The following is a 25,912-nucleotide window of genomic DNA, read 5'->3' on the forward strand; positions in this document are numbered from 1 at the left end:
GGGCGCGTCATGGCTGCCCAGCTTGACCATGGCGGAGACGATCTTGCGGAAAACCACGAGATCAACGTCACGCCCTTCATCGATGTGATGCTGGTGCTGCTCATCATTTTCATGGTGGCGGCCCCGCTTGCAACAGTCGATACACCGGTGGACCTGCCCACCTCCACAGCCCAGCCGACCCCGCGGCCGGACAAGCCCCTGTTCCTTTCGGTGAAGAAGGATCTCACCCTCGCCGTGGGTGATGAGTCCGTCTCGCGCGAGGCACTGGGCGCGATGCTCGACCGCACGACCTCCCATGACCGCGAGCAGCGCGTGTTCGTGCGGGCGGACAAGGCGGTTTCCTATGGCGATGTGATGGAGGTGATGAACCTCCTGCGGGCCGCCGGCTATCTCAAGATCGGCCTTGTCGGGCTTGAGGTGACAGGCGCTGCCCCGGAGGCCAGCCCTGCAAGCCATCCTGCCGGCAGCCCGGCTGCACCCTCCGCCTCACAGGCCCCCCCTGCCACCAGTGGAGCCGGACAGTGAGTGGATCGCGCTGGCATGACTTCGACCGGATCAACTGGCCCCGCCTTCTGGCGCTCTGGGCGGTTGCGGGGTTGTTTGTGCTCATTCTCCACAGCGTTGCCGTCTATGCCGCCCTGTTCTGGCAGGAGGTGGAGCCGGTGCAGAGCCCGCCGGCGGCGGTGATGGTGGAGCTGGCGCCATTGCCCGTGAGCGCGGATACGCAGGAGGAGGATGTCGCGCCCGGCCCGCCCATGGAGCAGGCACCGGATGTCGAGCCGGTGGACAAGCCGGATGAGAAGCCGGACGAAGAGCCCCCGCCACCCGAGCCGGTGCAGGAGAAAGTGGACGAGGAAATGCCGGAGCTGAAACCGGCACCCGTGCCTTCCCAGGTGGTTCTGCCGGAACCCAAGCCGCGCGAGGTGGCCAAGCCGGTCGAGAAGCCGAAGCCCAGGCGTGAGCAGCCCAAGCCGAAGGAAGAGGCCCGCCCCAAGCCGCGCAAGCCGGCGCCGCAGACCTCCGCCGCCCCGCGCTCGGATGCACAGCGCAGCAACACCACCGCCGCGCCCTCGCAGGGGGCAAGCGCCTCCAACTCGCGTGAGCGGGCATCCTGGGCCAGCCGGGTTTCGGCCCATCTCAACCGCTTCAAGCGCTATCCCGCTGGAGCGGCAGGGGCGACGGGCCGTCCGGTGGTGCGCTTTACCCTGAACGGATCGGGGCAGGTGACATCCGCCAGCCTTGTGCGCTCTTCCGGTTCCGCGGTTCTGGATCAGGAAGCGGTGGCGACAGTGCGGCGTGCCTCGCCCTTCCCGCGTCCGCCGGATGGGCAGGGGGCATCCTTCAGTGTGCCGGTGAACTTCACCCGTCGCTGAACAGGTCGAGGACAAGGGGCGGAGTTGCAATATGTGTTGCAGCTTCGCCCTTTTCGCATTTCCGACTTTGGACTTGTGGCGGCCCCTGTGATAAGCGGCATAGGCCGTTTCTGCCTGAGAGGCACAGGAGATTCCCTGTCGATTCAGGCGCACGGAGCCAAGAGCCCGTTATCAGCCGTATTACCGGAGACCCAGCCATGGCCTCGCACGATGCGAAGACCGCCTCCAGTTCGGAGGAGTATAACCGTTTCTTCACAGCTTCTCTTGCCGAAGTCGATCCCGAGATCACCGGCGCCGTGAAGGCGGAACTGGGTCGCCAGCGCGATGAGATCGAGCTGATTGCCTCGGAGAACATCGTTTCGCGTGCGGTGCTGGAAGCGCAGGGCTCGGTGCTGACCAACAAATATGCGGAAGGGTATCCCGGCAAGCGCTATTATGGCGGCTGCCAGTATGTGGACGTGGTGGAAGAGCTGGCCATCGAGCGCGCCAAGAAGCTGTTTGGCTGCGCCTTCGCCAATGTGCAGCCCAATTCCGGCAGCCAGGCGAACCAGGGTGTGTTCTTCGCCACCATGAAGCCGGGCGATACCTATCTGGGCCTCAATCTTGCCGCCGGTGGCCACCTCACCCACGGTGCGCCGGTCAACATGTCCGGCAAGTGGTTCAATGTGGTGCCCTACACCGTGAAGAAGGACGATCACCGGATCGACTATGAAGAGGTGGCAAGCCTTGCCGCCCAGCATAAGCCGAAGCTGATCGTCGCCGGTGGCTCCGCCTATCCTCGCGTGATCGATTTCGCCAAGATGCGCGAGATTGCCGACAGCGTTGGTGCGCTGCTGATGGTGGATATGGCCCATTTCGCGGGCCTCGTGGCCGGTGGCGCGCATCCCAGCCCGTTCCCCCACGCCCATGTGGTGACCACCACCACCCACAAGACCCTGCGTGGCCCGCGCGGCGGCATGATCCTGACCAATGACGAGGAGCTGGCGAAGAAGTTCAACTCCGCCATTTTCCCCGGCATTCAGGGCGGCCCGCTGATGCATGTCATCGCCGCCAAGGCGGTGGCTTTCGGCGAGGCACTGCGCCCCGAGTTCAAGACCTATGCCCATAATGTGGTCGAGAACGCCAAGGTGCTGGCCGAAACCCTGAAGGGTCACGGGTTCGACATTGTTTCCGGCGGCACGGATACCCATCTGATGCTGGTGGATCTGCGTCCCAAGGGCCTCACCGGCAAGGTCTCCGAGATTGCGCTGGGTCGCGCCCATATCACCTGCAACAAGAATGGCATTCCCTTCGATCCGGAGAAGCCCTTCATCACCTCCGGCGTGCGTCTGGGCACCCCGGCCGGCACCACGCGCGGCTTTGGCAAGGCAGAGTTCCGGGAGATCGGCGACCTGATCGCCGAGGTCCTGAACGTGCTCTCCCAGAAGAAGTCGGACGAGGATTCGCTGGTGGAGGAAGCCGTGCGTGGCAAGGTGGCTGCGCTGCTGAACAGGTTCCCCATCTATCCGGGCCTGTGAGGCTGAGGATCTGACTGGCGGCGGAGGCGTTTTGTCATGCGGTGCCCCTATTGCAACAGCCTGGATACTCAGGTGAAAGATAGCCGGCCCACAGATGACAACACGGCCATCCGCCGTCGTCGTATCTGTTCGGACTGTGGTGGCCGTTTCACCACGTTCGAGCGGGTGCAATTGCGTGAACTGACTGTGGTGAAACGCTCCGGCCGCCGCGTGCCGTTCGAGCGGGACAAGCTGGCCCGGTCTGTCGAGGTAGCCCTGCGCAAGCGCCCGGTGGATCGCGAGCGGGTGGAGCGCATGCTCACCGGCCTCGTGCGCCGGCTGGAAAGCCAGGGTGAAAGCGATATCCCTTCCGAACTCATCGGTGAGATGGTGATGGAGGGGCTGAAGCAGATTGACGGCGTGGCCTATGTCCGCTTCGCATCCGTGTATCGGGATTTCCGGGAAGCGCGTGATTTCGAGAATGCCCTGGCTGAGCTGGGCGCCGAAGACGAGCCTTCCGCCGCACCTTCACCGGCTCCGGCCGATGAGGGGCATCCATCCCGGCCGGGGGAGAAAGAGTGATGGCGCCGCATCAGCCGCCCATGCCTCTGGCGCCGGTCACCTCGCCCGAGGAAGATGAGCGCTTCATGGTGGAAGCGCTGAATGTGGGGCGCTCCAATCTGGGCCGTACATGGCCCAACCCGTCCGTTGGCGCTGTGGTGGTGCATCATGGTCCGCGCGGGGCGCAGATTGTCGGTTCCGCCGCCACCGCGCCCGCAGGCCGCCCCCATGCCGAGCCACTGGCCCTTGCGCAGGCAGGAGATGCCGCCCGAGGCTCCACGCTTTACGTGACACTTGAGCCCTGTTCCCATCACGGGCGCACCCCTCCTTGCGCCGATGCGGTGATCGCCGCGGGCGTGCGCCGTGTGGTGACGGCGCTTGAGGATCCCGATAGCCGGGTGAAGGGGCGCGGTGTGGCGCGGCTGCGCGCCGCTGGGGTGTGGGTCACGGTTGGCGTGGGTGCGGAACAGGCGCTTTATGACCATGCCGGCCATATCTGCCGTGTCACGCGCGGCCGCCCGCATGTGTTGCTGAAGATGGCCATCTCGGCGGATGGCAAGGCCGGTCTGCCCGGCCCGCGTCCTGCTGTCATCACCGGGCCTCAGGCCCGGGCACGCGGGCATGAGATGCGCGCTCATGCGGATGCCATTCTGGTGGGAATCGGCACGGTGAAGGCCGATAATCCGCAGCTCACCTGCCGGCTGGAACAGCATGAGGACCGTTCGCCGGTTCGGGTGGTTCTGGATTCGGGGCTGGAGCTGCCGCTTGATTGCGCTCTGGTGCGCACGGCGGCGCAGGTGCCTGTCTGGGTCATCGCGGCTGAGGATGCCGATGCCGCCCGCGAGGCTCGGCTCGTGGAGCGGGGGGTCGAGGTGCTGCGTGCCCCGCGTGGCAAGGATGGACGGCTGTATCTGCCCGCCATGCTCAAGCTTCTGGGGCTGCTGGGCATTACCAGGCTGATGGTGGAAGGCGGCCCCACGGTCGCCGCCGCGTTTCTTCAGGAAGGGCTGGTGGATGAGCTGGCCCTGTTCCGCAGCCCTGTCGTGCTGGGGGCAGATGCGGTGGATGCCTTTTCTGGCCGCCCCGCACAGCATATGCTGTCACCGGTCGGCTTCGCGGAAGCGGAGCGTACGATGCTGGGGGCGGATCAGCTTGTCCGATTGTGGAGGCGATAAGGGTCGCTTTCGCCTTGGCCTGTTTTTCCGGTTGCCGCGGCTGGCATTGGCCTATCGAAGTTGCGACCCGCAAGGGCAATTCAGGTTACAGGAGCAAGCCCGGTGATTCGACACACGCATATCTTCATGGCGCTCATCCTGCTGCCCATCCTGGCCTCCACTGCTCCGGCGCGGGCCGAATTTCTGGGGCAGGATGAAATTCATCTCACCTGTGCAGTCGACATGATGAATGTGTGTCGCGAAGAGGGATGCAATCGCTACGAATATATCCAGAGCGAGCATTACATCTTCAAGGATGACCAGCTCTCCATCTGCCAGCTGCAGGATGATGGCGTGGCCTGTGAGGAGTATGTCTATCTCAGCCGCAAGAACATCGACCCGGACCGCATCACCATTCATGCGCAGAAGAGGGATGATGCCGAGCACTGGGCCTATATCGGCGTGAACAAGACCCGCAATATGTGGCGGGTGATTTCAGCCACGCCGCCGACAGACAGCAGTATCGGGGTTTTCCTCAAGCGCATGGCCTGTCAGCCGTCCATCCGGTGAGCTGCGCCAGCAACATGAGGGCCCGCCACGCGTGCGGGCAGGTGAGGGAGAAAAACAATGTTCACCGGCATCATCACGGATATGGGCGACCTGCTGGCCGTGGAAAGCCATGGCGAGGTCCGCACCCTGACGATTGCCTGTGACTATGACCCCGCGGGCATCGAGCTGGGCGCTTCCATCGCCTGTTCGGGCGTGTGCCTCACGGTAACGGCGGTGAAGCCGGGCAATGAGCGGCGCGCCCATTTCACCGTGGATGCGGCCCCCGAAACCCTCGCCATCACAACCGTGGCGGACTGGGCGAGCGGGCGGCGGATCAATCTGGAACGGGCTCTGAAAATCGGGGATGAGCTGGGCGGCCATATGGTTTCCGGCCATGTCGATGCGCGCGCCCGTGTCGTTGCGCGTGAGGATCTGGGCACATCCACCCGGTTCACCTTCGAGGTGAGCGAGGAACTGGCCCGCTTTGTCGCGGTGAAGGGCTCGGTGACCCTGGATGGCACCTCCCTCACGGTGAACACGGTTGAGGGCAACCGCTTCACCTGCCTGCTCATTCCCCACACGCTGGCCGTCACCACATGGGGCGCGGTTGCGGCGGGCGATGAGGTGAATTTCGAGGTGGACGTGATGGCCCGTTATGCGGCGCGCCTCGCCGAGTTTCCGCAATATACAGGTTGAAAACGAGACCTTGGCCGGCTTTCCGGCGGATTGTGAACGGGGGATGGTTCCATCGGGACCAAATCCGCTCTAGAGCGTGTGCGAAGCAGGGTGGATCGCGTTTTGCAGGCGCAACGCGTCCACGGGATGATGCAGGCGGCGAGATGCGAGGCGGGCAGGGCCCATCGCACGGCAGTTGCGGAGAAAACAATGGTCAGCACGCGCAGGGAAAGTGCCATTCTGGAAGAGGAGCCGCTGGAAGGCGCGCGGGTTCTCATTGTCGAGGGGCGCTATTACGAGGCGCTGGCCGATGAGCTGCTGGCCGGCGCCCGCGCCGTGCTTGAGGCGGCCGGGGTCGAGGTTGAGGTCATCACCGTGCCGGGCGCGCTGGAAGTGCCGATCGCCGCGGAAATCGCCATAGAGGCGGCCGAGCTGGCGGGTGAGATGGTGGATGCGGTGATTGGCCTTGGCGTCATCATCCGCGGGGAAACCTATCATTTCGAGATTGTGGCGGACCAGTCCGCCCGCGGGCTGATGGATGTGGGGATTGGCCATGCACTGCCGGTGGGCAATGGCATTCTCACCGTGGAAACCGAGGCGCAGGCCTGGGAGCGTGCGCGCGTGAGCGAGGGCAACAAGGGTGGTGGCGCGGCCGAGGCCGCACTGAGCCTGCTGCGCCTCAAACGGAGACTGGAACAATGACCGCCGCCCCCGCCAGACCCATGAAGAAGAGCGCGGCCCGCCTCGGTGCGGTGCAGGCGCTGTACCAGATGGACATGGCGCAAACCCCGCTGCACGACATTCTGGCCCAGTTCCAGACCTTCTGGCTGGGGCAGGAGGTTGAGGGCGTGCAGATGCCGGAAGCCGATATCCGCCTGTTCCGTGCCGTGGTGGAAGGGGTGCTGGAAGAGCAGCGCCGCATTGATCCGCTGGTGAACCGCATCCTTTCCGATGGCTGGCCGCTTGGCCGGGTGGAGGCTGTTCTGCGGGCCGTGCTGCGCGCCGGCACTTATGAGCTGCTGGAACGGGATGATGTGCCCGCGCGGGTGGTGATTACCGAATATGTGAACGTTGCCGGCGCCTTCCTTGAGGGGGACGAGATTGGCATGGCCAATGCGGTGCTGGACAAGCTGGCCCGCGAGGTGCGTCCGCATGAATTCGGCACGGGCCTGACGGGTCCGGGAGCGGTGTGAGATGCAGGGCGGTGGTTCGGGGGAGGATGATGTCATCGCCCGTTTCTTCCGCCCGCACGCCGGTGCGCCCGAGGCGCTGGGGCTGCGGGATGATGCAGCCCTGCTGACCCCGCCAGAGGGCACCCAGCTCGTGCTGACCAAGGATGCCCTTGTCGCGGGCGTCCATTTCTTTGCAGATGATGATCCGGCCAGCGTGGCGCGCAAGGCGCTGCGGGTCAATCTTTCAGACCTTGCGGCCAAGGGAGCCACGCCGCTCGGCGTGCTGCTGGCGCTGGCCGTGCCGAGGCGTTTGGGCGCAGGCTGGATCGCCCCCTTCGCCCAGGCGCTGGGGGCGGATTGCGCGGCTTTTGGCAGTCCGCTTCTGGGAGGCGATACAGTCTCCACCGATGGCCCGGTCACCCTGTCCATCACCGCTCTGGGCGCTGTTCCCTACGGCCGGTTCGTGCCCCGCACAGGCGCGCGACCGGGGCACGCGATTGTGGTGAGCGGCACGATTGGTGACTCGGCGCTGGGGCTGCTGTTGCGCCAGCAGCCGGAACATCCGGCCTTTGCGGTGCTGGATGAGAAGCAGCGCGCTTTTCTTCTGGATCGCTATCTCCATCCCCAGCCGCGTCTGCCTCTGGCTGCCAGCCTGCGCACCCATGCGGCCGCTGCAATGGATGTTTCGGATGGTCTGGCCGGAGATCTGGCCAAGATGCTGGATGTCTCGGGCTGCGGTGGCCGGCTTGATGTGAGCCGGGTGCCATTGTCACCGTCCGCGGCCGCGGTGGTGCAGGCCGATAGGCGCCTGCTCGCGACGGTTCTGGGCGGGGGAGATGATTATGAGATCCTCGCCACCATGCCTCCTGAACATGTGCCGCAATTCATCTCGGATGCGGCGTCTGCGGATATAGGTGTATACCCTGTTGGCGAGGTTGTGGCCGGGGCAGGACTAGAGATCCATGATGCTGAAGGCCAGCCGGTTGTGTTGGGCAAAGCCAGCTTCAGCCACTTCTGACCCCGCATGACGAGAGGACTGCCCCGCATTGGCGCAGGCGCCTTGCCGATGCATTCGAGTGAAGACTATTGTATTCTCGTATATGTGTATACATATTTATAGTATACCATTATAGGAGTCGTGTCCTTGCGGGTCTTTCGCCTATAAGTGTATATCGTATTTGAGTCTTCAACTTACCGGTTGCGGCACTGCCTCATCAGTCGCTCATAACCGGGCTGAAAGGCCTCTCCGATCTTTGCAGCCTGCTGCCGCATCTCTTCGCTAACCGGTCTGGTGTTCTGGTTCAGGAGAATGGCAGGGCCTGAGGCCGGGGCTTTTGCCATATTGATGCGGGCCATGATCTGATCCCGGATCTGCCGCGGGGTGATGGCCTCGCGCATGATGCGCTGCACCTGGGTGATGCCGAGTGCGGAGAGAAAGGTTTCCACCACGCCCACCCCCGCGCTTGCCGCATCATAGGAATACAGGTCGACCGGTCCGCGCGCTGTCGCTGTCCAGCGTGCCAGGAATGCCTCATAATCGAAATAGCGATGGTCCGTGGCGTGCCGGTGAAAATAGCCGTTGCGCAGGATGGATTCGGAGAAGTCGGAAAAGGCCAGGTCCGGCTGGGTCTTCCGCATCTCATGAAAAAGTGAGATGGCGTAGCTGGATGGATCGCGCAGGAAGACAATATAGTGCGGCTGCCATCCATGAGCCTCAAATGTCTGTTCCATCAGCCGGAGCAGACGGGGTTCGGCAGCCAGGAACTGCAGGTCTTCCGCTGAAATCACGGCTTTCGGGCAGGGTGCATCGGCCAGTTCGCGAACCAGTTCATCAAGCCCGCCAAGTGCGGGGTCGGCGCGGCTGTCACCCCGCAGGAGCCAGCCGATATTGTGATGCCCCGCCATATTGGGAAAGGGACGGCCGGTGTGGGGCACATGAATGCCGGCCTTGCGCAATCGCGTGGCCCGGCGCCAGAGCAGCGCCTGTATGGATGTGGTGCCTGTCTTGTGCGTTCCGATATGGATGAATATCTCTCGTGTCACCTTCTCTCCTGCAGGTGTGTCTTCCCGGTTCCTTGTGTGGGCCGGCACGGGGGGAGAGTGCCGGGGGATGTTCGCGGCATGGGGGCACGACATGATGCCGGGCAGGACTTGCCGATGATCATGCCCGCAACTTAAAACAACGGCCGGTACAGCAGCCGGCTCTGGTACCTTCCCTTATGGAATGTACACTGTCTTGCGCCCCGGAAAAAGCGTGGAAGGTGAGAATTGATGTCCGGTCCCGGTTTTGTTCATCTCCATGTCCACTCCGCCTATTCATTGCTGGAAGGCGCGCTGACGATCGGCAAGCTGTCGAAGTTGCTGGAAGCTGATGCGCAACCTGCGATGGCGCTGACGGATACCGGGAATCTTTTCGGAGCGCTCGAATTCTCCGAGAAGATGTCGGGTGCTGGCATCCAGCCCATTGCCGGTGTGTCCCTGGCCGTGGATCTGCCCGAGCCGCCCGGGCCGCGCAGTGCCATACGTCCGCGCCGCCCGCGCATTGTTCTGCTGGCGCAGCAGGAGCAGGGCTGGCGCAATCTCATGCATCTCGTCTCGCGCTCCTATCTGGAAACGCCGAGCGATGATGAGCCGCGTATTCTGCTGGAATGGCTGGAGCAGTCCCATCAGGGGCTGATCGCGCTCACCGGTGGCCCGGCCGGCCCGCTGGATATGGCGCTGGCGGGCGGCCATATGGATTTCGCCACAGACCGGCTGGAAAAGCTGGCCGCCATCTTCAATGACCGCCTCTATGTGGAGCTTCAGCGCCACGGCACGCAGACCGAGCAGCAGGTGGAAGGCGGCCTGCTGGATCTGGCCTATGAGAAGGGGCTGCCGCTGGTGGCGGCCAATGAGCCTTTCTTTGCCGGGCGCGATGATTATCTGGCCCATGATGCGCTGATCTGCATCGCGGAGAGCAAGATCATAGGCGATGGAGACCGCCGTCGCCTCACGCCCGAGCATGGCTTCAAGACCCGGGCGGAAATGCTGGAGCTGTTCGCGGACCTGCCCGAGGCAACCGCCAATACGGTGGAAATCGCCCGTCGCTGCTCCTGGCGCGTGCGCACGGTCAAGCCCATCCTGCCGCGCTTCACCACGGCGGATGAAAGCGAGGAGGGGCAGGACCCGGTTGAAGCCGAGGCCGCCGAGCTGGAGCGGCAGGCCCGGGAAGGGCTGGCGCTGCGGCTGGAGAAGCACGGCCCCTCGGAAGGGCTGGAGGTGAAGGATTATGAGGAGCGGCTCACCTATGAGCTCTCCATCATCGCCCGCATGAAGTTCCCCGGCTACTTCCTCATCGTGTCGGACTTCATCAAATGGGCCAAGAAGAATGACATTCCGGTAGGGCCGGGACGTGGTTCGGGCGCAGGCTCGCTGGTGGCCTGGTCGCTCCAGATCACGGATCTGGACCCGCTGCGCTTCCACCTGCTGTTCGAGCGCTTCCTGAACCCGGATCGTGTCTCGATGCCGGACTTTGACGTGGACTTCTGTCAGGAGCGTCGCGACGAGGTGATCCAGTATGTGCAGGAGCGCTATGGGCGCGCACAGGTGGCGCAGATCATCACCTTCGGTACGCTTCAGGCGCGCGGTGTGCTGCGCGATGTGGGGCGCGTGCTGGAAATGCCCTATGGGCAGGTGGACAAGCTGTGCAAGCTGGTGCCGCAGAACCCGGCCAGCCCTGTCTCGCTGAAGGATGCCATCAAGGACGAGCCGCGCCTTCAGGCCGCCGCCGAGGAAGAGGAGGTGGTGAAGCAGGCGTTCGACATTGCGGTAAAGCTGGAAGGGCTCAACCGCCATGCCTCCACCCACGCCGCCGGCATCGTGATCGGCGATCGCAAGCTGCACGAACTGGTGCCGCTCTATCGCGATCCCAAGTCCGACATGCCTGTCACCCAGTACAATATGAAATGGGTGGAGCAGGCCGGCCTCGTGAAGTTCGACTTCCTCGGCCTGAAGACGCTGACCACCATCGACAAGGCGGTGAAGCTCATCCGCAAGCGCGGAATCGAGCTGGATATTTCCAAGATCCCGCTGGATGACCCCAGAACCTACGCCATGCTCGGCAAGGGCGAGACGGTGGGCGTGTTCCAGGTGGAAAGCGCCGGCATGCGCCGCGCCCTCGTGGACATGAAGGCCGACCGTATCGAGGATCTCATCGCCCTTGTGGCGCTGTATCGTCCCGGCCCGATGGCGAATATTCCGGTCTATTGCGACTGCAAGCACGGGCGGGCAGAGCCGGATTATATCCACCCGAAACTTGAGCCCTATCTGAAGGAAACCTTCGGCGTCATCATCTATCAGGAACAGGTGATGCAGATTGCCCAGGCGCTTTCGGGCTACTCACTGGGTGAAGCCGACCTTCTGCGCCGCGCCATGGGCAAGAAGATCCGCGCGGAGATGGAGAAGCAGCGCGAGCGCTTCGTCTCCGGCGCCTCCGAGCGCGGTGTCGACAAGCCGATGGCGGACCGGATCTTCGACGTTCTGGCCAAGTTCGCCGATTACGGCTTCAACAAGTCCCATGCCGCTGCCTATGCGCTGGTGGCCTACCAGACCGCATGGCTGAAGGCGAACTACCCCAACGAGTTCCTCGCCGCCTCCATGACCATGGATATGGGCAATACCGACAAGCTGGCCGAATTCCGTCAGGAGGCCCAGCGGCTGGGCATCAGGGTGGTGCCGCCGAACATCAACCGCTCCTATCGTGAATTCGCGGTGGAGGATGGCGAGATCATCTATGCCATGGCCGCCATCAAGGGGGTCGGCACGGCGGCGGTGGATGCGCTGGTGGATGCGCGTGCTGACAGGCCGTTCCGCAGCCTGGCTGATTTTGCCACACGCCTGCCTGTGAAAATGGTCAACAAGCGGGTGCTGGAAAGCCTGACGGCGGCAGGCTGTTTTGATGTGCTGGAGCCCAACCGGGCCCGCGCCTTTGCCGCCATCGAGCATGTGCTGGCGGAGGCGCACCGTGTGGAGGCCAATGCCTCATCCGGGCAGAATGACATGTTCGGCTCCGGCCCGGCGGCGGCCTCGCTGCATATTCCCGAGGTGACGCCATGGTTGCCCGCCGAGCGGCTGAAGAAGGAATATGATGCTGTCGGCTTTTTCCTCACTGGCCATCCGCTGGATGATTATGCGGATGCGCTGAAAAAGCTGCGGGTGCAGACCTTCGCCGAAATATCCCGGGCCGTGCGGGCTGGGGCGGCGGCCGGGCGGCTGGCCGCCACTGTTGTCTCGCGTCAGGAGCGGCGCACCAAGAGTGGCTCCCGCATGGGCATCATTGGCCTGTCCGATCCGTCCGGGCATTTCGAGGCTGTCATTTTCTCGGAAGGGCTGGCCCATTACCGGGACCTGCTGGAGCCGGGCACCCCGGTGCTGATGATGGTGGGGGCATCGCTCAATGGCGAGGATGTGCGCCTGACCATCCAGACCTGTGACCGGCTGGATGAGGCCACCGCCCGCCATCACAAGGCGCTGCGCATCTTCCTGCGTTCCGCGGAGCCGATTGAGGGCATCGCCCGTCGTCTTTCAGCCGGCCGGGGCGATGGTGAGGTGAGCCTCATTCTGCTGATGGAGGATGGCAAGGCGGAGGTGGAGATCCGGCTGGATGGGCATTACCCCGTTTCGCCGCAGATTGCCGGCGCCATCAAGGCCATTCCCGGTGTGGTGACCGTGGAGGCCGGCTAGGGGCGGCTTGAAGCGTGCGGGCCCGTATCTGCTGTCTTGCATCTGAGTTGGTTGGCCTTTTTCGGCAGATAAAGCCCGGCAATCCTCGATTTGGTATATAATTACCACTGTACGCGGACGGTTTCGTTTAAGAGCAAATGCGGGGCCGTACTCCGGTGTGTGGCGCGCTGTTCATGTTTGCAGGGATGGGGATTGAGAGTGGGAAAGCGCGCGATTCTGGTTCTGGGGATGCACCGCAGCGGCACCTCTGCACTGACCCGCATCATCAATCTCATGGGCGCAACGGGCCCGCGCACCCTTCTTCCCGCCACTTCGGACAATGCGCGCGGTTACTGGGAATCCGCCGTGCTGACGGAGCTCAATGAAGAGATTCTCCGGGTCAGCGGCACGGGCTGGGATCTGCCGGACGGCATGCGGCTGGACAAGGCGCTGCGCCTGCGCCGCCGCGGACTTGGAGAGCGCCTGCGTGAGCTGATCGCGTCCGAGTTCGAGGGCAGCGAGCTGATCGTGCTGAAAGACCCGCGCGTCTCGCGTCTCGTGGGGCTGTATGAGAAGGCGCTGGGGGATCTGGGATATGAGGTCTGCCCGGTTCTGGCCCTGCGCAATCCGGCAGAGGTGGTGGCCTCCATCATCAAGCGGGACAAGTTCGACCTGCGCCGCACCGAGCGGCTCTGGCTGCGCTACACGCTGGATTCCGAGCGCGCCACCCGTCACCTGCCTCGGGGCGTTGCCTCCTATGATGCGCTCATGGCCGACTGGCGCGGCACGATCGGCAAGCTTGGCCGCCAGCTCGGCATCACATGGCCGGTGCTGTCACCCGAGGCGGAGGAAGAGGCGGACAGCTTCATGACCTCATCCCTGCGCCACCACACCCTGCCGGCCCCCAAGCATGCCGAAAATCTCCGGCAGCGGTTGGTGGCCCGTGTCTATCAGGCGATGAAACAGCTTGAGACTGACCCGGCAGACTCCCGCGCCAGAATGGAGATGACGCGGGCTGCCATGCTGTTTCCCTTTACCTGAGCGGGGCTGCCGCCCGCTTATTCCGCGGGCGCCCCGGCTATGCGGTCGATGCTGGCGCGGGAGTTGTACGCCGCCTCATCCAGAATGCCCTGGCGCTTGGAAACGATGGTGGGCACCAGAGCCTGGCCCGCCACATTCACCGCCGTGCGTCCCATATCGAGAATCGGGTCCACTGCCAGCAGCAGGCCCACGCCCTGAAGCGGCAGGCCGAGGGTGGAGAGGGTGAGCGTCAGCATCACCACGGCTCCGGTCATGCCGGCCGTGGCGGCCGAGCCCAGCACAGAGACGAGGACGATCAGGACGTAATCCGCCAGATCCAGCGGCACCTGATAGAATTCCGCAACGAAAATCGCCGCGATGGCCGGATAGATGGCCGCGCAGCCATCCATCTTGGTGGTGGAGCCGAGCGGCACGGCGAAAGCCGCATATTCACGCGGCACGCCCAGTTCATCTTCCGTCACGGCCTGTGTCACCGGCATGGTGCCCACGGATGAGCGCGAGACGAAGGCCAGCTGGATGGCCGGCCATGCGCCCGCGAAGAAGCGCAGCGGATTGAGCCCGTGCAAGGCGAGCAGCGCCGGATAGACCACGAACAGCACCAGTGCGAGGCCGATATAGACTGCCGCCGTGAACCAGCCGAGCTGGCCCAGCGCATTCCACCCATATTGTGCCACAGCGGTGCCGAACAGGCCGATCGTGCCAATGGGGGTGAGGCGGATGACCCACCACAGCACCTTGCGGATCACCGCGAGCAGGGATTCGTTGAAGGCAAGGAAGGCCGCGCTCTTCTCGCCTACTCGCACCGCCGCCGCGCCGATGACGATGGAAATGACCACAAGCTGCATCACATTGAAGTTGAGCGCGGTGGTGGCCCCGGAGTCATTGATGCGGGTTGAGGCTTCCAGCCCGAGGAAGTTCGAGGGGACGAGACCGCGCAGGAAGTCCAGCCAGCCGCCGGATGTGCGGGGCAGGGCCTCGGCAGCGGCTGTCACGCCCGTATGCAGGCCCGGCTTGATGATGAGGCCGAGCGTGATGCCGATGAGCACCGCGATGAAAGCGGTGATGGCGAACCACAGCAACGTGTTCCACACCAGCTCCGCCGCATTGGAAAGCTGGCGCAGATTGGCGATGCTGGCCACAATCGCCGAAACCACCAGCACCGGGACAATGGCCCGCAGAAGCTGGACGAAGATGGAGCCGACCAGATCGAGCGTCACCGTCAGGGCATTGAGGCCCCCGTCCGCATCCGGGCCAATGGCGCGGGCCAGCAGGCCCAGCAGCAGGCCCAGAACCAGACCGGCCAGAACCTGAAGGCCGAAGGAGGAAAAGAAGCGGCCGGATGGCGCGGCGGCAGGGGAGGCGGATGCCATGATAGGGCCCTCGATAACGCGGATGTGGCGGGCAGACAGGCCACACATTTTCCCATACAGAATGACAGGGCGGAACAGATCTTCAATACGTATTATGTCTATAGACAAGATATATTTTTGATCCGGTCCATCTGCACAGTTTTTTCAGGGGCGCCAGCACGGATCACGCCTTCAGGCTTGCCTCACTGTGTACCTTCGCGTATATGCGCGACCATCCCACACGCGGACTCAGCGGCCTTTGGGCCATCCGGTGCTCTGCTCCCGATGGAGTGAGAGTACGTCCGCGGAGGTTCAACCGGAGAAAAGAAGACAATGGCTCTCCCCGACTATTCCATGCGTCAGCTCCTCGAAGCCGGCGTGCATTTCGGTCACCAGGCTCATCGCTGGAACCCGAAGATGGCTCCGTACATCTTCGGCGTGCGCAACAACATCCACATTCTTGACCTGTCCCAGACCGTGCCGGCGCTGCATCGCGCGCTGCAGGCGGTGTCCGACACCGTGGCCCAGGGTGGCCGCGTGCTGTTCGTCGGCACCAAGCGTCAGGCCCAGGACATCGTGGCTGATGCCGCCCGTCGTTCCGCCCAGTATTATGTGAACCACCGCTGGCTCGGCGGCATGCTCACCAACTGGAAGACCATTTCCAACTCCATCGCCCGCCTGAAGAAGCTGGAAGAGATTCTGGCCGCTCCCGAAGGCAACTCCGGCTACACCAAGAAGGAGCGCCTGACGCTGACCCGCGAGCTGGAGAAGCTCGACAAGGCGCTCGGCGGTATCCGCGACATGGGCGGCCTGCCCGACCTGCTGTTCGTGATCGACACGAACAAGGAAGACATCGCGGTGAAGGAAGCGCAGCGCCTGGGTATTCCGGTGGCCGCGATTCTCGACTCCAACTGCGATCCGGACGGCATTGCCTTCCCGGTTCCCGGCAATGACGATGCCGGCCGCGCCATTCAGCTCTATTGCGATCTGATCGCCCGCGCCGCCATTGATGGCATCGGTCGCAGCCAGGGTGATCTGGGCTTCGATCTGGGTGCGGACGAGGATCTGGCTCTTGTGGAAGATCTGCCGGCCGAGACCTCCCTGTGGGTGTCCTTCGAGCCGCTCTCCGGCCCGCGCGGCGTTGCCGACGATCTGAAGAAGCTGGCCGGTGTCAGCCCCGAGATCGAGCAGAAGCTGAACGAGCTTGGCGTCTTCCACTTCTGGCAGGTGTCCAGCCTGAATGCTGCTGATGCCCAGCGCATCGGTGAAGAGGTCGGTCTGCCGGGTCGTGTTGACGGCTGGGTGGTTCAGGCCAAGGAGCTTTCCGCCGAAGCCGAGTGATCCTGTCGCACGGCTGAAACGTATCGAAGGCAAAGGGGCGTATGACGCCCCAGCGGCCGGCTCGGGACCAACCCCTTGCCGGCCGTGTTGTAAAAGAAGGAATTTGGACATGGCTGCGATCACTGCCGGGCTGGTGAAGGAACTCCGCGACAAGACCGGCGCGGGTATGATGGACTGCAAGACCGCCCTCACCGAAACCAATGGTGATGTGGAAGCCGCTGTGGACTGGCTGCGCAAGAAGGGTCTTGCCAAGGCTGCGAAGAAGGCCGGCCGCGTTGCTGCCGAGGGTCTGGTTGCTGTCGAGTCCGCCGGTCACAATGCCGCTGTCGTGGAAATCAATGCGGAAACCGACTTCGTCGCCCGCAATCCCGATTTCCAGGCTTTCGTGCGCGAGGCCACCAAGGTGGCGCTCAACACCGATGGCACTCTGGAATCCCTGGCAAACGCCAAGTTCCCGGGCGCGGATGTCACCGTTGCCGAGAAGCTGACCGCTCTTGTCGCCACCATCGGCGAGAATATGACTCTGCGTCGCGTGGCGAAGCTCTCCGTTCCCCAGGGCGTCGTGGCCTCCTATGTGCATGGTCAGGTTGTCGAGGGGCAGGGCCGTATCGGCGTGCTGGTGGCTCTCGAGTCGACCGGTGACGTGGAGAAGCTGACCGCCCTTGGCCGTCAGATCGCCATGCATGTGGCCGCCCTGAGCCCGCTGGCGCTGGACGAGGCTGGTATCTCCGCCGAGACTCTGGCCCGTGAAAAGGCCATCCTGCTCGAAAAGCATCAGGGCAAGCCGGCCAATGTGCAGGAGAAGATCGCCGAGAGCGGCATGAAGAGCTTCTTCAAGGAGAACACCCTGCTGGATCAGGCCTTTGTGCATGATGGCTCCAAGTCTGTGGCGCAGGTGCTGAAGGAAGCCGAGGGTCAGGTTGGTGGCCCGGTGAAGCTCACCGGCTTCGTGCGTTTCGCCCTTGGCGAAGGCATCGAGAAGGAAACCTCCGATTTCGCGGCCGAGGTCGCTGCTGCGGCCGGTCAGGGCTGACGGGGGCTGATATGACAGGCAGGGCGATGGGCGAATCGGATGAGGTGAGGGCTGCTGTCGGGTCTGAGGGCCCGGTGCTGCCTTTCCCGCGGGTGCTGGTGAAGGTTTCTGGCGAGGCCCTGATGGGGCCTGAGCCGTTCGGCCTTCATCCGCCAACCGTTTCTGCCATCGCCCGCGATCTTGCGGCCCTGCGGGAGCGGGGCTGCGAGGTGGCTGTGGTCGTGGGGGGTGGAAACATCCTGCGCGGCGCGCGTGTGGCGGGCGAGGATCTTGCGCGCCCCACGGCAGACAATATGGGCATGCTCGCGACCGTGATGAACGCCTTGGCGCTGGAGCAGGCTGTGGAGAAGGCCGGTGTGCCGGCCCGCACCATGTCTGCCATTGCCATGCCTTCCGTGTGCGAGCCCTATGCCCGCCAGCAGGCGCTGCGCCATCTGCGCCGCGGCCGGGTGGTCATTCTGGCCGGCGGCACCGGAAACCCTTATTTCACAACGGATACAGGCGCGGTTCTGCGCGCGGCCGAGCTGGATTGCGCGGCTGTGCTGAAGGCCACGAATGTGGATGGCGTCTATAGCGCGGACCCCAAGACAGACCCGAATGCCGTGCGCTATGAACACCTCACCCATGATGAAGCGCTGGCGCGTGACCTCAAGGTGATGGATGCCGCCGCATTCGCACTTGCCCGTGAGGCATCTCTGTCTATCATCGTATTTTCCATCCGTGATGCGGGTGCCATCACTGCCGCCGCGACCGGGGCCGGGCGCGCGACACTTGTTTCTCCCTGAGGGAGTGCATACAGCTTGCCTGCATATGCAGCTTTTCAGGATTGAAGCTGTCGCATTGAACGGTTTTACAGTCCGGTGAATTCCGTCACATTGCAGGTTCCAGGATTTTGTCATCGCCTTGATTGCCGCCTGAGGATAAAAGGTGCAGCCCTCTGGGGCGATGCGAAAGCAAGAAGAGGATTGTCATGAGCGCCGCGAAATTCGACCTGTCTGATATCAAGCGCCGGATGAGCGGTGCTATCGCTGTGCTGCGTGATGAACTCTCTGGCCTGCGCACCGGGCGGGCTTCCGCCAATCTGCTGGACCCGATCACGGTGGAAGCCTATGGCGCGCGTACGCCGCTCAATCAGGTTGCAACCGTTTCCGTCCCGGAATCGCGCATGCTTTCCGTGCAGGTGTGGGATCGCGGCATGGTCTCCGCCGTGGAGAAGGCGATCCGTGACAGCAATCTGGGCCTGAACCCGGCCACGGAAGGGCAGGTTCTGCGCCTGCGGATTCCCGAGCTGAACCAGGAGCGCCGTCAGGAGCTGGTGAAGGTCGCCCATAAATATGCCGAGGCCGCCCGTGTGGCCGTGCGCCATGTGCGCCGTGATGGCCTCGATCTTCTCAAGAAGATGGAGAAGGATGGCGAGACCGGTCTGGACGAGATCGAGCGTCTCTCGAAGGATGTCCAGAAGGTGACTGACGAGGCCATTTCCGAGATCGACCAGAACCTTGCCCAGAAGGAAAAGGAAATCCTCTCTGTCTGATTTGTCGTGGTCTGCCGCGCCAGGCATGAGGAGCCTCATTTGAACCCGGAGCAAGCCATGCCCGCGCCTATCCGCCCTGATGAGGCGGGCGCTGCGCCATGTGATCCTGCCCATGTGCCCGTTCATGTGGGTATCATCATGGATGGGAACGGGCGCTGGGCCACAGCCCGCAGGCTGCCCCGGGTTGAGGGGCACCGGCGGGGGGTGGAGGCATTGCGCCGCTGTGTGCGCGCCGCCCGCGAGCTGGGTATCCGCTATCTCACCATCTACAGTTTCTCATCCGAGAACTGGACCCGTCCGCATCATGAGATTGCCGAGCTGATGGGGCTGCTCAAGCTCTTCGTCCGGCGGGATCTGGCGGAGCTGCGGGCCGCCAATGTGCGCATCAGGGTGATTGGCGCGCGGGCGGGGCTAGGCAAGGACATTGCCGCGCTTCTGGATGAGGCCGAGGCGCTGACCGCAGCCAATACAGGCCTGACCCTTGTCGTCGCCTTCAATTATGGTGCCCGGCAGGAGATTACGGCGGCGGCGGCCTCCATAGCGGCAGATGTCGCGCAGGGGCTGCTGAAGCCGGAGGATGTGGATGAGGATCTGCTCTCCTCCCGCCTTGAGACGGCGGGTATTCCTGACCCGGACCTGATCATCAGAACCTCTGGCGAGCAGCGCCTGTCCAATTTTCTGTTGTGGCAGGCGGCTTATGCCGAGTTTGTTTTTCTTCCGCTGTTCTGGCCGGATTTCGACAAGGACGCCCTGCGTGGCGCACTTGAGGAATATGCCCGACGAGATCGGCGTTTTGGTGGTGTAATGCCTTGTCCGGCCCCGTAACCCCCCCCTGCAAGGGGAGCGAACTGAAGCACCGGTCCCTTTCAGGTCTGGTTCTTGTACCGCTTGTTCTGGGCTTGACCTGGTGGGGCGGCTGGCCATTCACCATTCTGTGGACCTTCGCCGGCCTCGCCGTTCTTTATGAATGGGCGGCCATGGGGCGGCTGGAGCGCCAGGGGCTCTGGCTTGGCATAAATGGCGCGGCCCTGATCGCGTCTGTCATTCTCACCCATCAGGATGCACCGCTGGCCTATGGCGCACTGATCGTGTTGGCCGGGGCCGTGCTTGGTGCGCTTGTGGTGCCCAAATGCCGCATCTGGTCGTTCTGGGGCGGGGTCATTGCCGGGGCGGCCATATTGCCCATCCTCATTCTCAGGGGGAATGGGGAGCCCGGCATTTATGCGGTTTTTTATCTCTATGCCGTTGTATGGGCGACGGATATTTTTGCCTATTTCGTCGGGCGCGCTTTGGGTGGGCCAAAGCTCTGGCCGAAGGTTTCGCCCAACAAGACATGGTCTGGCGCGCTCGGTGGCATGCTTGCCGCAGCGCTTGCCGCGGGTCTTCTCGCATATTTTTCCGGCCTTCCGAATGTCGTGGCGCTGATGCTGCTTGCCGTGCCGCTCTCCATCGTCTCACAGGCGGGGGATCTGGCGGAATCGGCCATCAAGCGCGTCTGCGGCGTGAAGGATGCCAGCCGGCTTATTCCCGGCCATGGTGGCATTCTGGATCGGCTGGACGGGTTCACCGTGGCAGCCCTCGTGGCGGTTCTGATCGCTCTTGTGCGCATGGCGGAAGATCCGGCGACCGGGTTGCTGTTCTGGTAGGAGTGTCATGACCCGTCTGACCGTGTTGGGGGCGACAGGCTCCATTGGCCGCAGTGTGGCGAAGGTGCTGATGGCTCACCCCGGCCGTTTCCAGGTCGAGGCGCTGGCTGGCGGGCGTGATGTTGCAGCTCTGGCGCAGATGGCCCGCACTCTGCAGGCGCGCTTCGCCGCGATTGCAGATCCTGATGCGGGCCCGGAACTGGCCTCCGCACTGGCCGGAACAGGCATTGCAAGCGGGGCGGGGCCGTCCGCCGTTCTGGAGGCGGCGGCCCGGGAAACGGATATGGTGGTCAGCGCCATTGTGGGCGTTGCAGGTCTTGCCCCATCGGTCGCCGCGCTCGGGGCAGGGCGGCGCATGGCGCTGGCGAACAAGGAGTGCCTTGTTGCCGCCGGCCGTTTCTTCATGGATGAGGCCGGGCGGAAGGGCACCGAACTCCTGCCGATGGACAGCGAGCATAACGCTATCTTTCAGGCGCTCTCCGCGGCACCGGCCTCGGCTGTCGAGCGCATGACGCTGACCGCGTCAGGCGGCCCTTTCCGCAACAGGTCGCGGGAAGAGATGCGCCATGCCACCCGGCAGGATGCCCTCAAGCACCCCAACTGGTCGATGGGGGACAAGATCACCATCGATTCTGCCACCCTGATGAACAAGGGGCTGGAGCTGATCGAGGCCCATCATCTGTTCGCCGTGCCCGCGCAGAAGCTGGATGCCGTGGTGCATCCCGAATCCGTCATTCACGGGCTGGTGTCCTTTACTGATGGCGCCGTTGTTGCCGGCATGGCCATGCCGGACATGTGCGTGCCCATTGCCCATTGCCTTGCCTATCCGGATCGTCTGCCCTTGCCGGCCCGGCGGCTGGATCTGGTGGAGCTGGGGCGGCTGACATTCGAGGCGGTGGACGAAGAACGCTTCCCCGCCTTTGCCCTTGCGCGCATGGCCATGGAGGCCGGCGGCTCCGCTCCCACCGTTCTGAACGCGGCCAATGAGATCGCTGTTGCCGCCTTCCTGCAGGGAAGGCTGGGCTTCTACGGAATCAGCGATGTCGTCGCCGGAACGCTGGAGGGCATGAATGTGGCCACTGCGCCTGCCAGTGTGGAAGAGGCGCTGGCTGTTGATGCGGAAGCGCGGCGTATGGCCTCCGGCCTGTTGCTCTCGGTATCTGCGTAGCGGGCGCGGCTGCCGCTGCATATTCCATATGCCGCAAGGTCACATGTGCTCAAGTTTGCCGCAAATGCAGCTTAGGTACAGGATGGGTAGGATCTGGGTGTCTGGCTGCATGGCCACGCCTGCATCCCACTGGAAGGGTTCTGCGCAGGGGATTGCGCTGGAAATGAGGGCCGGGGGATGCCCGGCGATTCTGGCGCGTGATGGCCCATGCCGGCATCAGGCAGTTCAAGGAAGCAGATGATGGAAACGGTTTCCAGCGCAAGTACGGGGTTTCTGGAAGGCATGACCGGGGCAGGGTCTTCCATGCTCGGCTATCTCATTCCCTTCCTGTTCGTGCTGACTCTGGTGGTGTTCTTCCATGAGCTGGGCCACTTCTGGGTGGCGCGCAGGGCGGGTGTGCGGGTGCTGACCTTCTCTCTGGGATTCGGCCCCGAACTGTTCGGCTTCAATGATCGCCACGGGACGCGCTGGAAGGTCTCGGCGATTCCCCTCGGCGGATATGTGCGCTTCTTTGGCGACGACGATGCCGCCTCCACCCCGGACCAGACCCGCCTTGAGCGGATGAGCCCGACGGAGCGCCGGCAGAGCTTCTTCTACCAGCCCCTGCGCTGGCGCGCGGCCATTGTCGCGGCCGGGCCAATTGCCAACTTCATTCTGGCAATCGTGATTTTTGCCTTTGTTTTCATGGTATTTGGAAAGCAGGTCACGGCTCCGCGCGTGGATCAGATCAATGCCGGCAGCGCTGCCGAGCAGGCCGGCTTCCAGCCCGGTGATCTGGTGCTGTCCATCGATGGAAAGAAGATGGAGAGCTTCTCCGACATGCAGCGCATCGTGAGCATTCATGCGGGCCAGCCGCTGAATGTCGTGGTGCTGCGCAATGATCGGGAAGTGGAGCTGACAGCCACGCCCGAGGCGAAGGAAATCAAGGACAGCTTCGGCAATGTGCAGCGCGTGGGCCTTCTGGGAATCACCCGCTCCCTTGCCGCCGGGGATGTGACCACGCAGCATTACGGGCCGATCGAGGCCGTTGGCATGGGCGCGCAGGAAACCTGGTTCGTGGTGACCCGCACCTTCAGCTATATCGGCGGCCTCGTCATGGGCACAGAATCGGCCGATCAGCTCGGCGGCCCCATCCGCATCGCCCAGGTTTCAGGCCAGGTGGCCACTTTCGGCTTTGGCGCATTGCTTTCCCTTGCAGCGGTTCTGTCGGTTTCGATAGGTTTGCTTAACCTTTTTCCCATCCCGCTCTTGGACGGAGGGCATCTTTTGTTCTACGCTCTGGAAGCTATCCGTGGGCGGCCTCTCAGTCCGCGGGCGCAGGACATCGGGTTCCGGATCGGGATGGCACTGGTTTTGATGCTGATGCTGTTTTCTACCTGGAATGATGTGATGCACCTCATAGCATCGTGAGAGGCTGAACTCCTGCCGGTCGTGGCGAGATCGCAACGGTTGGCGGGAAAAGGCAGGCGAAAAGCGCGGGTGTGGTTTGCACCACGGCTAAAAGCCTGTAAAAGCTGCCCTGCTAGGGCGAGAATCCGATGGGAAGCCTCGCGTCGGATTTGTGAATGATAAATTTTTAAGGTTGCGCGCCATATGACTGCTTCGCTCCGAGTGATGAGAAATCTGGCTGCCACCATTGGCATCGCGACCACAGCGGCGATGACCACGGCGGCTGGGACCATCGTATTGGCGAGCCCGGCCGCGGCTCAATCCAGCTCCATTGTTGTGCAGGGCAATCACCGTGTGGATGCGGAGACGATCCGCTCCTATTTCGGTTCCGCCCCTTATACGGCCGCCAAGATCGACGAGGCATGGAAGGCGCTTTACGCCACCGGCCTTTTCTCTGATGTTCAGGTTTCCCAGTCTGGCGGGCGCATCCATGTGCGGGTGACCGAGAACCAGGTCATCAACAAGGTGTCCTTCGAGGGCAACAAGAAGCACAAGGATGAGGTTCTGGCCGGCGAGGTGCAGTCCAAGCCGCGCGGCAACCTTTCTCCTGCGACTGTTCAGTCCGATACGCAGCGTATCATCGAGGTTTATCGCCGCTCGGGGCGTGATGATGTGCGCGTCAATCCCGTCACCATTGATCGCGGCAACGGGCGCGTCGATCTGGTGTTCGAGATCGAGGAAGGCAAGAAGGTCGGCGTCAAGGAAATCAAGTTCGTGGGCAACAAGGCCTTTTCGGACTGGAAGCTCAATGATGTCATCACCACGACGAAGAGTGGTCTGCTCTCCTTCCTGAAGTCCACCGACGTTTATGATCCTGATCGCATCAATGCGGATCAGGAGCTGCTGCGCCGTTTCTATCTGAAGAACGGCTATGCCGACTTCCGTGTTGTTTCCGCGACTGCTGAGCGTGAGCCGAATGGTGATGGCTATATCGTCACCTTCACGCTGGATGAGGGTGAGCCCTACAAGTTCGGCACCGTGGATGTGACCTCCTCCATCCGTGAGGTTTCTGCCGAGTCGCTGCGCAGCGCTGTGCGTGCGGTCGAGGGCAAGACCTACAATGCGGATCTGGTCGAGCAGTCCGTCGAGAATCTCACCGTCGAGGTTGCCAAGCGGGGCTATGCCTTTGCGCAGGTGCGTCCGCGCGGTGACCGTGACTTCGAGACCCACAAGATCAACCTCCTCTTCGTTGTTGAAGAGGGGCCGCGGGTTTATGTCGAGCGCATCGAGGTGCGTGGCAATACCCGTACGCGGGACTGGGTGATCCGTCGCGAGTTCGATCTCGGCGAGGGTGATGCCTATAACCGTGTGCTGGTGGATCGCGCCGAGCGCCGTCTGCGCAACCTTGGCTACTTCAAGGAAGTCCGGATCATCAATGAGCCGGGCTCTGCGCCGGACCGCGTCATTCTTGTTGTGGATGTGGAAGATCAGGCCACGGGTGAATTCTCCGTGTCTGGCGGCTACTCCACTTCGGATGGCTTCATCGGTGAAGTCTCTCTCGGTGAGAAGAACTTCCTGGGTCGTGGTCAGTATGTGAAGGTGTCCGGTTCCTGGGGTGAAAACACCAAGGGTGCCGAGTTCTCCTTCACCGAGCCCTACTTCCTGGGTTATCGCATCGCTGCGGGTGTCGATGCCTACTGGAAGGAAACGACCCCGACCAGCTACAGCAACTATTCTACCGATATGGTGGGTGGTGGCCTGCGTCTGGGTCTGCCGATCACGGACGAAGTGACGCTGGCGCTGCGCTACAACCTCTATCAGCGTGAGATCACGGTCTGCGACGCAAGCCGTTATGATAATCTCGGTCCGCTTCTTGGTGCGCAGGAGGTTCTGTTCTGCGAAAGCACGACATCCTGGGCTGTGCGTCAGGCGCAGCAGGATGGCCGGACAATCACTTCGGCGCTCGGCTATACCCTGTCCTTCAACGGTCTCGACAGCAACATGAAGCCCACCCAGGGCCTGTATGCCGAGCTGAAGCAGGATCTGGCCGGTCTCGGCGGTGACGTGAACTTCCTCCGTACGTCTGCCGATGTGCGTCACTATACGGCTCTCGGTGTTGCTGATGCGGTGCTGATGCTGCGTGGTCAGGCGGGTTATGTCACCTCATGGGGTGATGATGATCTGGCCATCATGGACAACTTCTTCATGGGTCCGAATCTGGTGCGCGGTTTTGCGCCCTCCGGTATCGGCCCGCGTGACGTTGCTCCTTGCGCCCTGACGAACTCCGGTAACCCGGCCTATCTGAACTGCCTTGAGAAAAACACGACAGCTCTCGGTGGTACGATGTACTGGGGTGTGTCTGCCGAAGTGCAGTTCCCGCTCTCCTTCCTGCCGAAGGATCTGGGGCTGACTGCTGCGATCTTCGCGGATGCCGGTTCGCTCTACGACTATAACGGTTCGACCTCTTTCCCCGATATCGCCGGCTGGAACGGGAACAACTATTACGGCAAGCCGAACTTCGTGGATTGCCGGACCACGGGCTACAACACCAAGAATGCCGCGGGCAATGTCTGCGTGGTGGATGAGAATGTGGTGCGGTCCTCGGTTGGTGCGAGCCTGATCTGGCAGTCGCCGTTCGGACCTCTGCGGTTTGACTATGCGTGGGCCCTTTCGAAGGCCAACTATGACGACATTCAGGAGTTCCGCTTCTCTGGTGGTGCGCGCTTCTGAT

The 25,912-nt window shown here is 63.1% G+C and carries 23 protein-coding genes; 21 read left to right on the forward strand and 2 right to left on the reverse strand.

Annotated elements, in window-relative coordinates; translation table 11 throughout:
- Positions 1 to 9 precede the first annotated feature (9 nt).
- The 10 genes from exbD (at position 10) to thiL (ending at position 7,998) form a co-directional block, all read left to right on the forward strand.
- A complete protein-coding gene (exbD, locus tag ACT6QG_RS09940) occupies positions 10 to 525 on the forward strand; it encodes a TonB system transport protein ExbD (protein WP_444977385.1) in 516 nt (171 codons plus the stop codon).
- On the forward strand, positions 522 to 1,373 hold the full coding sequence (locus ACT6QG_RS09945) for a TonB family protein (protein WP_444977386.1): 852 nt from the start codon (positions 522 to 524) through the stop codon (positions 1,371 to 1,373). The genes exbD and ACT6QG_RS09945 overlap by 4 nt, the downstream gene beginning before the upstream one ends.
- Positions 1,374 to 1,570: 197 nt before the next feature.
- Positions 1,571 to 2,890: a serine hydroxymethyltransferase gene (glyA, locus tag ACT6QG_RS09950; protein WP_444977387.1), complete on the forward strand. Its 1,320-nt coding sequence runs from the start codon at positions 1,571 to 1,573 to the stop codon at positions 2,888 to 2,890.
- Positions 2,891 to 2,926: 36 nt separating this feature from the next.
- Complete coding sequence (gene nrdR, locus ACT6QG_RS09955) at positions 2,927 to 3,451, forward strand: transcriptional regulator NrdR (RefSeq protein ID WP_444977388.1); 525 nt, start codon at positions 2,927 to 2,929, stop codon at positions 3,449 to 3,451.
- Positions 3,451 to 4,605, forward strand: coding sequence for a bifunctional diaminohydroxyphosphoribosylaminopyrimidine deaminase/5-amino-6-(5-phosphoribosylamino)uracil reductase RibD (ribD, locus tag ACT6QG_RS09960; protein ID WP_444977389.1), 1,155 nt, complete (start codon positions 3,451 to 3,453; stop codon positions 4,603 to 4,605). The genes nrdR and ribD overlap by 1 nt, the downstream gene beginning before the upstream one ends.
- A gap of 102 nt (positions 4,606 to 4,707) precedes the next feature.
- Positions 4,708 to 5,154 (forward strand): hypothetical protein, encoded by a 447-nt coding sequence (locus ACT6QG_RS09965; RefSeq protein ID WP_444977390.1) that lies wholly within the window; start codon positions 4,708 to 4,710, stop codon positions 5,152 to 5,154.
- A 57-nt stretch (positions 5,155 to 5,211) separates the two neighbouring features.
- Entirely contained in the window at positions 5,212 to 5,829 is a 618-nt protein-coding gene (locus ACT6QG_RS09970) for a riboflavin synthase (protein WP_444977391.1), read from the forward strand.
- 189 nt (positions 5,830 to 6,018) lie between these two features.
- Complete coding sequence (ribH, locus tag ACT6QG_RS09975; RefSeq protein WP_444977392.1) at positions 6,019 to 6,510, forward strand: 6,7-dimethyl-8-ribityllumazine synthase; 492 nt, start codon at positions 6,019 to 6,021, stop codon at positions 6,508 to 6,510.
- A complete protein-coding gene (gene nusB, locus ACT6QG_RS09980; protein WP_444977393.1) occupies positions 6,507 to 7,001 on the forward strand; it encodes a transcription antitermination factor NusB in 495 nt (164 codons plus the stop codon). Before ribH ends, nusB begins: the two co-directional genes overlap by 4 nt.
- A gap of 1 nt (position 7,002) precedes the next feature.
- The gene (thiL, locus tag ACT6QG_RS09985; RefSeq protein WP_444977394.1) at positions 7,003 to 7,998 is read left to right on the forward strand and encodes a thiamine-phosphate kinase; all 996 of its coding nucleotides are present in this window, start codon (positions 7,003 to 7,005) and stop codon (positions 7,996 to 7,998) included.
- A gap of 173 nt (positions 7,999 to 8,171) precedes the next feature.
- Here the strand turns inward: thiL and ACT6QG_RS09990 are convergent, their stop codons facing one another.
- A complete protein-coding gene (locus tag ACT6QG_RS09990) occupies positions 8,172 to 9,023 on the reverse strand; it encodes a hypothetical protein (protein WP_444977395.1) in 852 nt (283 codons plus the stop codon).
- Positions 9,024 to 9,251: 228 nt separating this feature from the next.
- Here ACT6QG_RS09990 and dnaE point away from each other — a divergent pair, with 228 nt between their 5' ends.
- Both dnaE and ACT6QG_RS10000 read left to right on the forward strand, forming a co-directional pair.
- Positions 9,252 to 12,701 carry a DNA polymerase III subunit alpha gene (gene dnaE / locus ACT6QG_RS09995; protein ID WP_444977396.1) on the forward strand — a complete coding sequence of 1,150 codons (3,450 nt, stop codon included), beginning with the start codon at positions 9,252 to 9,254 and terminating at the stop codon, positions 12,699 to 12,701.
- 198 nt (positions 12,702 to 12,899) lie between these two features.
- The gene (locus ACT6QG_RS10000; protein WP_444977397.1) at positions 12,900 to 13,721 is read left to right on the forward strand and encodes a sulfotransferase family protein; all 822 of its coding nucleotides are present in this window, start codon (positions 12,900 to 12,902) and stop codon (positions 13,719 to 13,721) included.
- A gap of 17 nt (positions 13,722 to 13,738) precedes the next feature.
- Here ACT6QG_RS10000 and ACT6QG_RS10005 read toward each other — a convergent pair whose 3' ends face one another.
- Positions 13,739 to 15,091 carry a dicarboxylate/amino acid:cation symporter gene (locus ACT6QG_RS10005; protein ID WP_444977398.1) on the reverse strand — a complete coding sequence of 451 codons (1,353 nt, stop codon included), beginning with the start codon at positions 15,089 to 15,091 and terminating at the stop codon, positions 13,739 to 13,741.
- A gap of 312 nt (positions 15,092 to 15,403) precedes the next feature.
- Here ACT6QG_RS10005 and ACT6QG_RS10010 point away from each other — a divergent pair, with 312 nt between their 5' ends.
- From ACT6QG_RS10010 to bamA, 9 genes are all read left to right on the forward strand, one after another.
- Complete coding sequence (locus ACT6QG_RS10010; protein ID WP_444977399.1) at positions 15,404 to 16,411, forward strand: 30S ribosomal protein S2; 1,008 nt, start codon at positions 15,404 to 15,406, stop codon at positions 16,409 to 16,411.
- A gap of 109 nt (positions 16,412 to 16,520) precedes the next feature.
- A complete protein-coding gene (gene tsf, locus ACT6QG_RS10015) occupies positions 16,521 to 17,444 on the forward strand; it encodes a translation elongation factor Ts (protein WP_444977400.1) in 924 nt (307 codons plus the stop codon).
- A 26-nt stretch (positions 17,445 to 17,470) separates the two neighbouring features.
- Entirely contained in the window at positions 17,471 to 18,229 is a 759-nt protein-coding gene (pyrH, locus tag ACT6QG_RS10020; RefSeq protein ID WP_444977449.1) for a UMP kinase, read from the forward strand.
- 185 nt (positions 18,230 to 18,414) lie between these two features.
- Positions 18,415 to 18,978, forward strand: coding sequence for a ribosome recycling factor (gene frr / locus ACT6QG_RS10025; protein ID WP_444977401.1), 564 nt, complete (start codon positions 18,415 to 18,417; stop codon positions 18,976 to 18,978).
- A gap of 57 nt (positions 18,979 to 19,035) precedes the next feature.
- Positions 19,036 to 19,803 carry an isoprenyl transferase gene (locus ACT6QG_RS10030; RefSeq protein ID WP_444977402.1) on the forward strand — a complete coding sequence of 256 codons (768 nt, stop codon included), beginning with the start codon at positions 19,036 to 19,038 and terminating at the stop codon, positions 19,801 to 19,803.
- Complete coding sequence (locus tag ACT6QG_RS10035; RefSeq protein WP_444977403.1) at positions 19,788 to 20,624, forward strand: phosphatidate cytidylyltransferase; 837 nt, start codon at positions 19,788 to 19,790, stop codon at positions 20,622 to 20,624. Before ACT6QG_RS10030 ends, ACT6QG_RS10035 begins: the two co-directional genes overlap by 16 nt.
- Before the next feature lie 7 nt (positions 20,625 to 20,631).
- Complete coding sequence (gene dxr / locus ACT6QG_RS10040; RefSeq protein WP_444977404.1) at positions 20,632 to 21,792, forward strand: 1-deoxy-D-xylulose-5-phosphate reductoisomerase; 1,161 nt, start codon at positions 20,632 to 20,634, stop codon at positions 21,790 to 21,792.
- 240 nt (positions 21,793 to 22,032) lie between these two features.
- Entirely contained in the window at positions 22,033 to 23,202 is a 1,170-nt protein-coding gene (gene rseP / locus ACT6QG_RS10045; RefSeq protein WP_444977450.1) for an RIP metalloprotease RseP, read from the forward strand.
- Positions 23,203 to 23,385: 183 nt separating this feature from the next.
- Positions 23,386 to 25,911 (forward strand): outer membrane protein assembly factor BamA, encoded by a 2,526-nt coding sequence (gene bamA / locus ACT6QG_RS10050; protein ID WP_444977405.1) that lies wholly within the window; start codon positions 23,386 to 23,388, stop codon positions 25,909 to 25,911.
- The last annotated feature ends 1 nt before the right edge of the window (position 25,912 follow it).

Source organism: Haloleucobacter ellipsoideus (assembly GCF_052491725.1).